Origin of the sequence: Desmospora profundinema, from assembly GCF_031454155.1 — a bacterium.
In the GTDB taxonomy this organism is placed as follows: domain Bacteria; phylum Bacillota; class Bacilli; order Thermoactinomycetales; family DSM-45169; genus Desmospora; species Desmospora profundinema.
Map to the genome: position 1 here is coordinate 77206 of NZ_JAVDQG010000003.1, position 14680 is coordinate 91885.

Genomic DNA, 14680 nt, shown 5'->3' on the forward strand with positions numbered 1-14680 from the left:
CAAACCAACCTTCTTGGAATGGGATGATAAAGGGGAGAAGTTCTCTATAACAGGTTTGGATAAGGGATCAGCGGTTTACAATGGGAAAGGAAAGGATTGTGAAGGTTTCGCCCGATAGGAGAGAGACCCTTCCAGGACGACAATGGGAGAGGACTTCATCGGAAAGGAGAGGAAGACGATGAAACGGATCAAACAGGAATCCAAGCGGGACCCGATGGTGGAAGTGCAATGGGGAGCGCAATTGGCAGACTTGAAAGAATCGCATTACCGCACGAGTCTCCTGTTAGGGGCATTGATTCAATGCCTGATTGAGAAGGAATGGCTGACAGAGGCGGATCTAAAGAGAGCGATGGAAGACTTGGACAGGGAATTGGACCCGTCTTTGGATGAATGGGAGCCCGAATGGACTAAACGATGAAGGGAAGTTGAAATATAGGAGCGGTAAAAAGCCTTCCGTTACTGCCGAATGGCAGTGACGGAAGGCTTTTTTAGACAGATGTAAGGTCTTCTTAGTGAACGGCTTTCCACGAAAAGCGGTAGAATCCTCGGATTATTGGGTGCGATATTCGTTCCCCTCTCCTAATGGCTTATACCAATAATGGGAAAATTTCCAATGAATTCGACGAGAATTCCCGCTTGTCATTCATAAAGCAGGGTTGCGACTTGTCTTTCGGTCCAACTGGCGCAGGGGGGTAGGACGGTCCGGATGGGTTTCCCACAAGCGGATGTCCTTTCCCACCTTTAGTCCCCCCTCTTCCAGGATGCCCTTTACTGTCAGGTGGGCCAGTTCTGTCAAATTGTTGTCCTGGCTGAGGTGCGCCAAATGGACGTCTTCTCCGTTGCCGCCCGTTACCTCCAGGAGAGCGTCGGCGGCATCTTCGTTGGACAGATGACCATGGTCGCTTAAGATGCGCCGTTTGACATTCCAGGGGTAGGACCCCATCCGTAACATCTCCACATCGTGATTGGATTCAAAGATGAGGGCATCGGCTCCCGCCACTTTTTCCACGATCCTTCGGCTGACATACCCCGTATCTGTCACTAAGGCTAGTGACCCTGTGGGGCCGTGGATACAAAATCCCATTGGATCGGCAGCATCATGGGAGAGAGGAAAGGATTCTACGGTTAGGTCCCCTATTTCCAGGGTGGAATAGGTGGAAAAAACCCGTTGTTGTTCCAACGGTATGGCTCCCACACTGGAGGGAAGGTGCTCCCAGGTGGATTCGTTCATATAGATGGGAAGCCGGTGGCGGCGGGCGAATACTCCTGCTCCTTTGACATGGTCGATGTGTTCATGGGTGACCAGGATGGCGTTCAGAGAGGAGGGGTCCGCCCCCACTGATTTCATTCGCTGATCCAGCTGTTTGCCGCTTAAACCGGCATCGATCAAAATCCGGATGCGGTCCGTCTCCAGATAAATGGCGTTCCCCGTGCTTCCACTGGCCAAAATGCTGTACCTCATCGAAAGTCTCATTCCCTCTTCTTTTCTGGTATGCCTTTTGAATCGGTGGTAACCACTTCGCTCACTCCTGTGATGGCGTTGACATAGGTATCTTTTTTGTCGGTCTGGATGCGCCACACAGGGGAAAGGATGCGGACGGTCGCTTCGTAAGATGAGCCGTGATAGCCCAATTCGACAGCTGTCACCGTCTCTCCTTTATTCAGTTTGCCGCTTTCGATCAGGCTGAGCAGGGCGGTGTGGGCTGTTACGCCCGTCTGAGCGGGTGTATTGTTTTGCTTGATTTCAAAATGAGTCTGTTGGATGGAGGCGATTTTTCCTTCCTCCACCTGTACCGTCAAGCTGGCATCAAACAGGGGGCGGTTGGCCCGATATTGATAGTACACCCGCTGGACAGGATTGGAATCATCCGCATGATAGCGGTAATCCGTAAAGTTTACCGCTTGTTTCTTCAGCTCCTGGACGGGGATGAGAGGGGTCTCCCATTTTTTGGAGTAACTGCCGTCCGCTTCGGTTTTCCACTCCGAACCCGGATTTGTCGGGGTCGCTTCCAAATAGGTAACGGGGGGGACATCGGTGGGCAGTTCCACCCGGATGTCGATCTCTTTCTCTTGAGCCAATTGATCCAGTTCCCTTTTGGTGCTTTCCGTGGTGTCAAGGTCTTCTGATTGTTCCACCCGCGCTTCCAGTAACTGACCGGCCAGAAACAGATTTAATGCCAGAAACGCCAGAATCAAAATGGTTTTCGCTTTACTCCAATCCATAGTCAAACCCTCCCCTCGTCATGGGATGAAGCTAATTTCTCCCCGGTTGTCGACGACGACCCAGACAGGGGTCAGATCCACCGACCCCTTTTGGGTTTCCGCTTGGTACCCGGGATAAATCCAGTGGATGCGGGATAAGGGAAGTTTCCTTTTTTCCAGCTCTTTTAAGAGTGTTTCTTTATTGGACAGCTCCGCCGGTTGTGCTTGTTCTGAATTGGTGATCAGGTAACGGAGAGAACGTTCATATGAAGCGACCCCCTGCTCGGTAGCGGCGAGCCGGATACGATCCGGCCGTCCCTCCTTCAATCCTTTCCAATAGACGGGATGGTTCCCGACGAACAAGCGGAAATCGTACAGAGTGGTTTCGTTGGCAGGATCTTTTTCTTCTCTTTCCAAGAGGTAGTTACTGGTCCATCCACCGTGACGGTTGATGAAACGGTTGATCCCGCTCAGTTCTTCCGGTGTTGACGAATGTCGGCCGATGCTGCTGCCAGGGTTACTGAATACCATTGTTTCTTGCTTTTCATTATGTTGAAGTGTGCGGCTGCGGTCGCTGTAAATGTAGACGGAGTCCCGCACCAGCGTTCGTTTGGCTAAAGAGGGGTCGGGAAACAGCGCCTTTCGCATGTCACCGATATCGATCGTGTTCAGGGTGTACGTTCGTTTGTCCATCCGCTGGACGTGCTCAGGAAGATAAAAGACTCGCGGCACGCCGCGAACCCCCTCCTCCACCTGGGATTCCCCGTCGGTAAACACGGGGGAGACGAGGGTGCTGTTCTCAAAGTCGGCCAATGCGGTCAACCAATCGGTGTAGTCAATGATCTGGCCCGTTCCTTCCCGTACTTCCTGCTCCTGGTCGGAAATCACCCACACGGAGACATTACCATTGTCGCCGACACTGTGGAACCAGATACGGCTGAAGGTGTCCAGCCCTTCCACCTCGGGCGACTGGGAAAAGAGAGCGGCCAACACCGCTGTATCGGTCTCTCGATTCATCCGAAGTTCGATTCCATCCGTTATCTCTAACAGTTCGTTCCAACGCTCAGCGGAAGGAGTAATCGGTTTAAACTCCCCGAATGTGGTGAAGTGGAGTTTTTCCATCAGATCCTGATGCTTGGCATTTTCAGGGAATAACTGCTGATGAATTCCTTCCCGGTGTAATAAGATTTCAGGAGGAGCGGTCAGTTCAAACAGATTCTGTTTTTCAAACTCTTCGTTCCCGATTTTAAACGGTCGTACGTAATCCGGCCGCAGCGGTTCTTCATACGAAGGAGAACTGTACCAGAGCAGGCCGGTTTGGACACAGCTGGCCATGATCAGCAGTAAGAGAGCGATGGATTTGAGATGCTCGGTCATCGAATCACCTCCGGTTCACAGGGAGGGAGGGAGAAAAGAACGGTGGTTCCTTCCCCCAGCTGGCTCTCCATGTGAATGTCGCCCCCGTGGGCCTTGACGATTTCCCTTGCGATTGCCAGGCCGAGACCGGTCCCTCCCAAACTGCGGGAGCGGGCCTTATCCACGCGGTAGAAGCGTTCAAAGATACGATCCAGATCCTTTTTAGGGATGCCCATCCCGGTGTCGGTGATCGCCACTTGAATAAATCCGTCATGACGGAGTCGAGCGGACAAGGTGATATTTTCCCCTTCTGGAGTATATTTGACCGCGTTGGAAAGGAGGTTGTCCAGCACTTGATCGATCTGGTCTCGGTCAGCGTAAATACGCGGCAACTGTTGTTCCGGAAGACGTAGCCGGAATTGGATGTCCTTTTGTTCACACTGGACGGAAAACCGATCCGCCGCCCCTTTCAGAATTTCGCCGAGAAAGAGGGGCTGTTTGTGAAAACGAGCCTGGTTGGCATCGAGGCGGGATAGGTGTAGTAAATCGTGGATAAGCCGGGTCATCCGTTCCGCCTCCTGTCGTGTCACCCCCAGGAAGCGCTCGGCCAATTCAGGATCCTTCATCGCCCCTCCTTCATCCAGTGCCTCCAGGTAACTTTTGATGGTGGTAAGAGGCGTACGCAATTCATGGGAGACATTGGCGACAAATTCCTTGCGTTGGCGATCCAGCTTTTCCTCTTCCGTCACATCCTGCAGGACGGCAATCAAACCGACGGTTTCTCGGGTGGAGCGGCGGATGGGGGTGAAGGTGATTTTAACGATGGTTCCTTCCCCATCGTTTTTCTCTTCATCCTGGTCTCGGCTCAATTCCAGGAACGTTTGCCTCTCTTCCAAAAGCGGCAAACGGACCGGCTTGGAGAGGGGGAGGACCCGCTGAATGGATTCCCCTTCTGCAATTGTTCGGTCCAGGATTTCCTCCGCGCGCAGATTGGAGACGATCACCCGGCCTTGTCGGTCCGTGGCAACCACCCCGTCACTCATATTGGCCAACACGGATTCCAGCTTGCCCTTCTCCTCTTCGTTTTGGGACAAAGCCTCCCGCAGATGGCGGGCCAAATGATTGAAGGCGGTGGCCAGTTGGCCGATTTCATCCTGGCTTTTTACAACCACCTGACGGTCGAAGTCCCCTTCCGCCATCACGGTCGCTTGTTGGGTGATCTCCTTTACCGGGTTGGTGATCGTTCGGGCCAGGACAACGCCGAGAAAGACGGTTCCTACCAGAGCGATGGCAGTGATTTTTATCAGAATCTGGTTGATTTGCCGGATCGTACTGTATATTTCCTGCATCGGTGCTTCGATATAGATGGCACCGATGATTCGTCCATCGTTTTCGATGGGGTAACTGCCCAACATCACCCGTTGACCTGACGCATCGCGGCGGATTTCGGGGCCCTCCTCCGCCAATCCTTGGATCACCTGATTTGCTTTGACGTTTTTTTGCCCCACCCGGGATTTGTCGTCATCGGTGGTACTGATCACCACTCCGTCCTGATCCACGATCTGAATCACGTTGTCCCGCCGGTTAAAGGCGAGTTGCTGGTTTAACCGATCTACTTCCTCGTTCCGGCTTTCCAAATCCAAGTCGGGATCCTCCAGCACATCCGATACGAGACCGTTTAACACATTGGCTTGATAGTTTAATTCATTTTTCAGGTTGTTTTCATAGTACTGCTCCAGTGAACGGAAGAAATAGACACCGATCAACTGAATGGCGATCAGGAGCAGGCAGACATAGATCACGACGACTTTCCATTGAACACTGTTGAAGAGATGCAACCATTTTTTCATACCCGATCACCGGTCGGAGTCCGGATTCCGCATCGTGTACCCGATTCCGCGCCGGGTGATAATGTACTGAGGCTGGCTAGGATCGTCCTCTATCTTTTCCCTCAGTCTCCGGATCGTGACATCCACGGTGCGTACATCACCGAAATAATCGTATCCCCATACGGATTGCAACAAGTGTTCACGGGTTAATACCTGGTTGACGTGTTTGGCCATGTATGAGAGCAGTTCAAATTCACGGTGGGTGAGATCGACAGGGTCATTTTCTTTTTTGACGATATAACTCCCCTGATCGATTGTCAGTGCCCCGACCCGCAGCGTGTTGGCGGCAGGGGCGGAACGGTTTCCATTGTCCTTGCTCCGTCTCAGATTGGCTTTGATGCGGGCTAAGAGCTCCCGGTTGCTGAATGGTTTGGTGACGTAGTCGTCCGCTCCGATTTCCAGACCCAGGACCTTGTCCACTTCCGAATCTTTGGCCGTCACCATGATGATGGGGATTTGGAACGATTGACGAACTTTGCGGCACACTTCTATTCCGTCGATTCCCGGGAGCATCAAGTCCAACAGAATCAGGTCCGGGGGCGTATCATACACCCGCTCGACGGCAGTGTCACCGTCGTAAACGCAATCTACTTCGTATCCTTCTTTTGACAGGTTGAATTGCAGAATATCCGCAATGGGACGTTCGTCTTCTACAACGAGGATTTTTGCGCTCATGAAAGGTACACTCCCCACACAAGGATTTGATGGGTTAGGGACCGGATACTAATGCCCCTTCTATCCAGATTGATCGTTTTTTTGGAGAGACGCTTGGAAGTCCTGCGGCGAGACGGGTGCTCTGTGAGTGCATGGGATGTAAGACGGAAAACCAAGGCGTGAAGGTCCAAGAAAAACAGATCGGGGTTACTTGATGAGGCACTAGCTGATCTGCCCCAACCAGCGATAGTGGGATTCAGCCGCCGACTCCCCAAATACCTGTTCCCAAGCGGTTTCAAAGGGAGTCCCCTGACCCAGGAGGCGGTGAAGTCGGTGAAGGGTTTCGATCCCCTGTTCTTCTACCATGTGACGAACCAACAGGAAGGATTGGCGGTAAGCCAATGCCTGATTGTCCAGTTGGTCAAAGTGATCCCGTAACTCTTCATAGCGATAAAGGTTTTGATGGGTTAGTCGGTTGGAGGGAACGATCCATTCATAGCCTAACTGATCATACTCCACCCATTGTGCAAACCCTTCGGTGTACCACAAGGGATAATTCCCTCCGGTAACCCGGTCCAGATAGAAGTGGGCTACTTCATGAACGAGTGGTCCCTTCTCCCGGAAAAGACGCGCCCACTCCTGGGGGTTTTCCTCGGCATGAGGAAAGCCCTTATACCATATTTCCGGGTTTAACAGATAGATGGATCCGGAAAAATAGACTCCGGTGGCGCTTTGGGAGTGGCTCCAGGAAAAGTGAGCCTGCAAAGACTCCCGGTCGGGAAAGAGAAAGATGGGAACCGGGCGGCTGGGGGTGAAATCGTACTCTTCCTCAAAAGTACGGAGAACCCGTTCCGCCTCTGCCGCCACGAGCTCTCCCTGCACTTTTTGGTCAGGTGAGCGGTAATATAGTTGGGCCCGGGGTCCTTCAATGACGTGGCCGTCCCGAAAGCGCCATGCTTCCCACCAGTGGTTACCCTGATGAAGGACCGGCTGGGCGATCACTTTTCCATAGTGAGTAAAGCCGAGTGTAAATAAAAGCAGAAACGAGAGGAGGAAAAGCAACCAACCTCTCCATGGATGATCGTGCGAGTTTGTGACCATTTTCCCACATTCCTTTGGTCGGCACAAATGCGCGTTTGTATATTTCCATTTTAACACATTCCAATCACGGCGAAGGCGCTCCCGGTGACAAAAAATGGGCGTACCTGGGATTCCCTGCGTTGGATGATCCGGAATAGACTATGGGTGTACTTACTTCACGGCTAGGAAGGAGAGCAGCCTTCAGGATGCGAACATACCGGCAGATCGCTAGTAAGGGATTGAAAACTAAGGTAATGATGGAAGAGCCTCTCCTCCGCCCTTTTATTCCCCATACCGCCTGGTTGACCAAGCGCGGACTATACCAGATGTTGGGAATATTTCCTACGGTCTTTGTGAAGCCGGACAAAGGGGGAGGAGGAGCGGGAATCGTAAGAATTCAACGAACAATCAATGGTTACCAAATCTGTTTTCAGAAAAGATGCCGTGAAGTGGATCGAAAGGGGCTGTACCGTGATTTAGAGTCCGTGCTTCTCCCTCATAAACGCTATCTCATGCAGGAAGGGGTCCATTTGGCCACGATCGATTCCCGTCCGTTCGATGTGCGGGTGCTGTTGCAAAAGCCGGGTCATCAATGGGTGATCAGCGGGATGGTGGCAAAACTGGCGGCACCCCGCCGGTTTGTCACGAATCATTGCAAGGGGGGGACTCCGGTTGCACTGGAGCAGGCCCTGGAGCGAATGAAAGGAATCCCGGCACAGCCCGCACATATTTTGGAGGAACTAAAGCGGGTCTCTCTATTGACGGCCCAAGTGCTGGATACCCGTTTTCCGGGGATTCGTGAGTTGGGCCTTGATGTGGGGATTGATCGACGAGGGCGGCTTCAGGTCATTGAGGTGAATACACGCCCTCAGTTTCAGATGTTTAGCAAAATCCGCGTTCCGGGGGTATATAAGAAAATATTGCAGCGACACCGTCAGGTGACGAATTGAATCGACTCGAGGAAACTTGTCCTGTTTCGACAAAATATTCTGTTGACGGATGGTTCAAGCCATTGATACTATATTTGGCAAAAGAAGGATTTGCAGCCGGAACGAGAGAAAAAAATGCGGCGCCGCCTTCTTTGCCTTTTTTGTTTGATGTGGAAAACCATTTCTGAAAGGTGGGTCCAAGATGACGATCACCGTTGGTGTATATCTGGGCAAGAAGGACCGATTTCTTCGCAATTGGTACGACATACTTCCTCGGGGCCAGTTTCCTTTGTTGGTGAAATACTGCATCCAATCTTATCTGAAGGGGGTTTACTTTCCTCTGGATACGATTTGTGACCGGGACGTCTTCCGCGAGAAATTAAGCACGTTGCAGGAGCTGGCTCCGACTCAGCGCAATGTCACGTTTTCATCGGAGGACGGTCCCGTGTTCAAGTGGGTAGAAGGAGTGGACAATGGGTATCGCAGTGAGGAAATAAAAAGCATTTTGAAGGATACTATCATACATACGCTACTGGAGGAGCATGAACGTACTCCTCTCTATCACCAGCGTTATCGCCAAGCCCGAGCCCATGCCTACGATTCTTCCTGGCAAGGAGAGCAGCGTGAACGCTGGTCCCAACCGGTTGTGGTGAAGGAATCGACTTCTGCTTATCCGCCTGCAGGGTCCATGAAAAAGGATTCCATCCAGCTGGAAGAGCTGTATAATCTGGAAGAAGCGCCGGTGCGTGAACCGTCACAGAGAGAGGAAACGGGGAAAAATCAAGAGCAGGGGGCGGAAAGCTACTCCCGATGGATGAACCGGTACGGTTGATGAATCACCGCTTGAATCGGGGATGGAAAAACGGCAGCGTACCCAAAGGGGGCTGCCGTTTTCCATCCAATATCCGGCGGCGGTTCATCAAACCAAAGCGTCGCGAACTCGTCCCTCTGCCTGTCTCAATCGTTCGCGGGCCACGGATGTTGTGCAACCGGTCAACAGCATCACGATGGCGGTTTTGGTTTCCCCTCCACAAGCAGCCAGTGCTCGTTTTACTTCCATCGGTGTCGAGCCGGTGGCCATTTCAACAATCCGGCGAGCCCGTTTGCACAGTTTGTCGTTGGACGGGATAAGGTCCACCATCAGATTTTGATAGGTTTTACCCAGGCGAACCATCGTACCGGTACTCAACATATTGAGGATCATTTTTTGGGCCGTCCCAGCCTTTAGGCGGGTGGAGCCCATCAAGATTTCAGGGCCTGTATCCACTTCCAAAGGGATGTCCGCCAAGCGGCCGGCGGGTGAGCCCGGATTGCAGGTAATGGCTGCCGTAGCGGCTCCCCGGTCATGAGCGTACTTCAGCGCTCCCCGTACATAAGGGGTATTTCCGCTGGCGGCGATTCCTACCAAAAAGTCGTGATCCGAAAACGAACGTTGAATCAAATCTTGTTTTCCCGCTTCCGGAGAATCTTCTGCTCCTTCCACTGGGAAGCGAAGGGCATGGTCGCCGCCGGCGATGATTCCTTGAACCAAATTCGGATCCGTGCCGAAGGTGGGGGGGCATTCGGATGCGTCCAACACACCCAGGCGGCCGCTGGTACCGGCACCGATATAGAAAAGGCGGCCCCCGTGGCGGATGGTATCTGTGATGCGGTCGATGGCTCGAGCAATGTCGGGAAGGATCGGTTTGATCGCACCAGCGATGCGACGGTCTTCCTCGTTCATCACTTGGACGATTTGACGGGTGTCCATCTTGTCTAACTCCCGGGTATCCGGATGGACTTGTTCCGTTTTGGCCTCAAATTCGTTTGGTTTCATGGTTCCTCCTCCATGGAAACACCGCCGACCCGAGAGTCGGCGGCATCGGGATTACAGGGACCTGGGTTCCTCCTGATCAGCCGGTCGTGGTGGTCATGGGAGAATCAGTGGACGTGCTTTTGCCGTACATCTGGTCCATGTCCCGACTGAAACCGAAGAAATAGGTGATGATAAAGCCGGCGATATAGGAGATTAACACTCCCAATAGATATAGCAGGATCTGTCCGGGCGCGATCAGCAGGGTCAAGGGTAATCCGGATACCCCCATCGCGACGGAGGCGATCCCCCATACCGCCTGGAAGGCACCACCGACAGCCGCTCCCAGGCAAGCCGTGATGAACGGGCGGCCCAGGGGCAGGGTGACTCCGAAGATCAGGGGTTCTCCAATCCCCAGAATGCCGACGGGGAGCCCTCCTTTAATCACGTTGCGCAGGGTTTGGTTCCGGGTTTTGACAAAGATCGCAAAAGCAGCACCTACCTGACCGGCTCCTGCCATGGCCAAGATGGGAAGCAAGGGGTCCAATCCCGTCTGGTCCAAAAGCTGGAGGTGGATCGGAGTGAGTCCCTGATGTAATCCCGTCATCACCAGGGGCAAGAAGGTTCCGGCAAGCACTCCCCCGGAGATCATGGCCATCATCGTTCCTCCCGCTTCCAACAGTGCCGTAAGGCCACCGGTGATCCCGTCTGAGATGAGCCCGCCCAGCGGCTGCAACACCACATAAGTGGCTAATCCGGTGATCAATACCGCAAGCGTGGGAGTGAAGATAATATCGACGACAGCGGGGATGAAGCGGCGGACCCCCCGTTCCACCACGGTGATAAACCAAGCGGCCAACAATGCGCCGATCAAACCGCCTCGTCCCGGAAGCAAGGCTTCACCGAATAAGGTGATTTCAGCGATATCAGGCAGGATGATCATGCCGCCGGCGACGCCTCCAAGGGCGGGTGTTCCGCCAAACTCCCTGGCGGTGTTAATGCCGACGAACACTGCCAGGTAAGCAAAGATCACTCGACTGATGGCCGTGAGCAATTGAATCCATTGGCTGTCTGCGTTGGCATCGAAGGAATGGATGAAAACATTGGTCAAACCCATGATCATCCCGCCGGCCACGATCGCTGGAATCAACGGGATGAAGATGTTGGCCAGTTTCCTTAAAAACAACTTGAACGGTGTCCGGTTCCTGTCGGAAATTTGCGACTTTAAATCCTGCACTTCATCCGCTTTCAATCCGGTTTCTTCTGACAGGAAACCGGCCACTTTGGTGACAATGCCCGGTCCCAGAATAATTTGGATTTGACCGGAAGTCTCCACGACACCCATAACGTCCGGATGAGCTTTTACTTCTTCCAGTTGTACCGATTCCGGATCTTTTGGTGTCACCCGCAGCCTTGTCATGCAGTGGCTGAGTCCTGCGATGTTCTCTTTTCCCCCTAACAAACCGAGCAGAGAACGGGCCAGGTTCCGCTCCTTTGTCAATGGGATCCCCTCCTTATCGGTGTGATTGGCAGATACATGAAGTTTCAAGGTTGTCCGTTCCAGGGTTTTTTTACAGTTCTCATTCTTACGCTTATCGCAACGTCCGCACACTTCCTGAGACGTACAACCCCGCATTCTTACCCTATGGACAGCGGTTTGAAAATATGCACTTGCTGCACAAGTTTCGCTATGTTCATTCTGGGTCATCTCTTTTTCGGTTCGATTTCTTTTCGCTATTTTTCGAATCGGAATTTGATAGATTTTGTCGAATGCCTGACTTCAGGGAGGAAATTTGAAAGCATAAATGGAATCCTATCGTTATTTATAATGATACATTGGTTGACATCTGTTCAGGGAACCAAACCTTTTTTGGAGGGAGCCAATCTGTCGATCCCCGCAGCCGATCGGGGTGAGCGGAAGGTGAAATGGGGGTTACACTCTTGGCCGAATGGTTAATCGCCCTAGCAACCTATTGGGAGATATTGTTTCAGCACCCGGGGGCAAGGTGGGCCGGAATTGTTTTCAGTTCGGCAATGATTGTTCTGCTGTTGGTCTACAGGCGCAGATGGTCCCTTTCTGTCCCATACCGCCTCTATTCATGGACGGCACTGGTCTTTGTGGCAGCCTTTGATTACCTGACGGGTGCGTGGTGGTCACTATGGCTGTACCTGGTTGTTCTGGGTATATTACATGACCGTAACTCCACCGATCACACGTTATTATCCGGTTTGCTATTTTTCGGCGTTTACACGTTGTTTGAATACGGAATCCCCGTCTCCGGTTCTTTCATTCATCTTCTGGGTGACTTTCTGTTGTTTGCGTTGGTGACATGGATGAGTATCTATCTTCGACGTGCCCACGAGCGGACGGAAGAGGTCAAGGAACAAAACCGCCGCTTGCTGGAGAAGGTGGATGAAGCGCATTCCCGACTACACGAGTACATCGAGGAGCTGGAAGAGACATCGAGACGGGATTACCTGACGGGTCTTTACAATTTCAGCGGGTTTCAGGAGCAAGTGTCCAAAAGCCTGTCTCGCTGTGGCATGGCGGGTCAGTATTACTATGTAGTCTGTTTGGATCTGGTTGATTTTCAGCAGGTGAATATGCGAGAAGGGATTAATGCCGGAGATCAGATGCTGGTGCAGATCGCCCGTCTGCTGAAGAAAAAACTCCCTCCCTATGCCCAAGTTGCCCGCTATGACGGGGACCAGTTCGCCGTCGGATTAACGGGGGACGACTCGGCCATGCGGCTCTGCTTGGATACGATCGAGACGGTGATTGGGGAATTGCGGACAGAACGGTCTCTGGTCAACTATTGTATCGGTACCGCCTCTTACCCTGCTGAAGCCCAAAACGCTTCAGAGCTGATCCGACTGGCGGAACATCGTCTCTCCATTGAACAGCGGCGTATTCGTCACCAGGAAGAAGAGCGGCGGCGTCATTTGGAGAAGCTGTCGGCGGTTGGTCAATTGGCTGCCGGCCTGGCTCATGAAATCCGCAATCCATTGACTTCCATCCGTGGATTTATCCAGATTTCGGCGATGGAATCTCCGGAAGTAAAAAAATGGGAGTCCATCATGTTGCCTGAAATCGACCGGATCAACGACTTGTTGAAGCAGTTCCTTCATTTAAGTGAATCCCGCCCGGCCCGCCATACCTTATTCAATGTGGATAGGCTCATTGACGATGTGCTTCAGCTTCTCAATCCTAAGGCGATTCTGATGGGACATGAATTGAAATCCCATCCGCCTCCCTCCCCGGTTATTATTGAAGCGGATGCGGAGCAGCTGAAACAGGTGTTGATCAATTTGGTGCAAAACGGTTTGGAGTCGCTCCATGATAAAGGAGTGGTTTGTGTCCGCTGGAAAGAGATGCGTGATCGGGTCAGTATCCGGATCCAGGACAGCGGTTCCGGGATTCCGCCCGAATACATGTCCCGCATCTTTGATCCGTTTTTCACTACCAAAGGGGATGGGACAGGCATGGGACTGTCCATCTGCCATCGCATTATCTCAGAACATGGGGGGCAAATCCATGTAACCAGCCAACCGGGACGGGGAACCACCTTTAATATCCACCTGCCTGTCAGGCAAGTAGTAAAAAAAGAAAAAGACCGGTCCGATTCTCAAACCGATTCCGACTCCCCGTTTCTCTCCAATGTAAACCGGAGCGAAGTAGTGGAACGAGTCAACATGCTGAAAAGTTTTTAGCCTGTGCACTCCCCTTTTGCAACCTTTTATCCGGGTAGGATAAGATGGAGGAAAGAAACCTGTCATAAGGGGGCGACAATGTGGCTAAAAAGAAGAACGCCGGCTTTAACATCATTAGTGGGGATTCCACCACCCATGGTGGTTACTACACAGGAACCCTCAACTTAAGCGATCTGTCATCCGTTCTTATCGACGGAGAGGATGCCCGGATTGACCTGGGTCTGATTCATGCCAAGAGCAAGGTGGAACGGGGGATCAAATTTTCCGGTGATCCGGCCGACACTCCCGGTGGACAGGATTACTGGGTGGTTTGGGTGGCGATTGATCGAAATGAAGAAGGGCCTTATTATGCCGGTGTGGCCGCTTGTCCGATGCGGGTGGACCGGGAGGCGCGCCGAGGGTGGAAAAATCTCGCCGATCATGTTAACCGTATGGATGATGCGCTGAAACGGCGTATTCGCTTGGATGGACTGGGAGCAACGGAAAAAAAGGCGTTAAAGAAACTGTTGCTCGAAAATGATGAAGCGATGTGGCACCGGTCTTCTGAGGAACTAAAAGAAGTTCTGGAGGAAAAATGAACGCTTTGTGAACCATAAGAAGGGCGGCTTGCTCCCTGTCGACGCCTTGCGTTACACTTAAGTCCAGGTTACGGAACCGATTTGCTAGGACACCAAAGAAGCGGGCAATGGGGGCCCGCTTTTTTGGTGTCCGTTTTTTTTCTTCCCGAGCCATATTGTGGCTCTTGTCCGTACACGCTAAAGGAAAGAAAGGAGGCGATCCGATGTCAGCCCACGAACAAGAGGAGCATTATGCGCGTCACGGCGGGGTCCACTTTACCCCCCGTGTTTCTCCGGAGAAGATTAATCGATTTGTGAACCAATTACCGGAAGAGCGGCGGGATAGTTTTTATGAAGTGATCAAAGCGTTACAGGAAGCAAACCTGATTACTGTACACAATGACGGGATCTTTACCGACGGGGAAGGAGAGGTCGGAGGAAGCGATGAATGCGGAGATAGGCGGGATGAAACGATTCAGTGAAGAACCCATGAATGAAACATGGTGGCCG

General features: G+C 52.4%; 14 protein-coding genes. 6 read left to right on the top strand and 8 right to left on the bottom strand.

Going from position 1 to position 14680, the window contains the following annotated elements:
* Positions 1-178: 178 nt before the first annotated feature.
* A complete protein-coding gene (locus JOE21_RS06755; protein WP_309864047.1) occupies positions 179-418 on the top strand; it encodes a hypothetical protein in 240 nt (79 codons plus the stop codon).
* A 225-nt stretch (positions 419-643) separates the two neighbouring features.
* On the opposite strand, the gene JOE21_RS06760 is transcribed toward JOE21_RS06755, so the two are convergent.
* The 6 genes from JOE21_RS06760 to JOE21_RS06785 all read right to left on the bottom strand — a co-directional run bounded on the left by JOE21_RS06760 (position 644) and on the right by JOE21_RS06785 (position 7202).
* The gene (locus JOE21_RS06760) at positions 644-1462 is read right to left on the bottom strand and encodes an MBL fold metallo-hydrolase (protein WP_309864049.1); all 819 of its coding nucleotides are present in this window, start codon (positions 1460-1462) and stop codon (positions 644-646) included.
* A gap of 8 nt (positions 1463-1470) precedes the next feature.
* The gene (gene yycI, locus JOE21_RS06765; protein WP_309864051.1) at positions 1471-2223 is read right to left on the bottom strand and encodes a two-component system regulatory protein YycI; all 753 of its coding nucleotides are present in this window, start codon (positions 2221-2223) and stop codon (positions 1471-1473) included.
* Between the two features lie 18 nt (positions 2224-2241).
* Entirely contained in the window at positions 2242-3579 is a 1338-nt protein-coding gene (locus JOE21_RS06770) for a YycH family regulatory protein (RefSeq protein WP_309864053.1), read from the bottom strand.
* Positions 3576-5408 carry an ATP-binding protein gene (locus tag JOE21_RS06775; protein WP_309864056.1) on the bottom strand — a complete coding sequence of 611 codons (1833 nt, stop codon included), beginning with the start codon at positions 5406-5408 and terminating at the stop codon, positions 3576-3578. The genes JOE21_RS06770 and JOE21_RS06775 overlap by 4 nt, the downstream gene beginning before the upstream one ends.
* A gap of 6 nt (positions 5409-5414) precedes the next feature.
* Positions 5415-6122: a response regulator YycF gene (yycF, locus tag JOE21_RS06780; RefSeq protein WP_309864059.1), complete on the bottom strand. Its 708-nt coding sequence runs from the start codon at positions 6120-6122 to the stop codon at positions 5415-5417.
* A gap of 201 nt (positions 6123-6323) precedes the next feature.
* On the bottom strand, positions 6324-7202 hold the full coding sequence (locus tag JOE21_RS06785; protein ID WP_309864061.1) for a peptidase MA family metallohydrolase: 879 nt from the start codon (positions 7200-7202) through the stop codon (positions 6324-6326).
* Between the two features lie 185 nt (positions 7203-7387).
* Here JOE21_RS06785 and JOE21_RS06790 point away from each other — a divergent pair, with 185 nt between their 5' ends.
* Together JOE21_RS06790 and JOE21_RS06795 are read left to right on the top strand one after the other, a co-directional pair.
* Positions 7388-8131: a YheC/YheD family protein gene (locus JOE21_RS06790; RefSeq protein ID WP_309864063.1), complete on the top strand. Its 744-nt coding sequence runs from the start codon at positions 7388-7390 to the stop codon at positions 8129-8131.
* Positions 8132-8312: 181 nt separating this feature from the next.
* On the top strand, positions 8313-8942 hold the full coding sequence (locus JOE21_RS06795; RefSeq protein WP_309864066.1) for a hypothetical protein: 630 nt from the start codon (positions 8313-8315) through the stop codon (positions 8940-8942).
* Positions 8943-9029: 87 nt separating this feature from the next.
* Here JOE21_RS06795 and murQ read toward each other — a convergent pair whose 3' ends face one another.
* Together murQ and JOE21_RS06805 are read right to left on the bottom strand one after the other, a co-directional pair.
* Positions 9030-9926, bottom strand: coding sequence for an N-acetylmuramic acid 6-phosphate etherase (gene murQ / locus JOE21_RS06800; protein ID WP_309864070.1), 897 nt, complete (start codon positions 9924-9926; stop codon positions 9030-9032).
* A gap of 76 nt (positions 9927-10002) precedes the next feature.
* Positions 10003-11403 carry a PTS transporter subunit EIIC gene (locus JOE21_RS06805; protein WP_309864074.1) on the bottom strand — a complete coding sequence of 467 codons (1401 nt, stop codon included), beginning with the start codon at positions 11401-11403 and terminating at the stop codon, positions 10003-10005.
* A gap of 440 nt (positions 11404-11843) precedes the next feature.
* On the opposite strand from JOE21_RS06805, the gene JOE21_RS06810 reads away from it, so the two are divergent.
* The 3 genes from JOE21_RS06810 (at position 11844) to JOE21_RS06820 (ending at position 14652) form a co-directional block, all read left to right on the top strand.
* A complete protein-coding gene (locus tag JOE21_RS06810; protein WP_309864076.1) occupies positions 11844-13613 on the top strand; it encodes a sensor histidine kinase in 1770 nt (589 codons plus the stop codon).
* Between the two features lie 80 nt (positions 13614-13693).
* Complete coding sequence (locus JOE21_RS06815; protein ID WP_309864080.1) at positions 13694-14191, top strand: YwhD family protein; 498 nt, start codon at positions 13694-13696, stop codon at positions 14189-14191.
* 203 nt (positions 14192-14394) lie between these two features.
* The gene (locus tag JOE21_RS06820; RefSeq protein ID WP_309864083.1) at positions 14395-14652 is read left to right on the top strand and encodes a hypothetical protein; all 258 of its coding nucleotides are present in this window, start codon (positions 14395-14397) and stop codon (positions 14650-14652) included.
* The last annotated feature ends 28 nt before the right edge of the window (positions 14653-14680 follow it).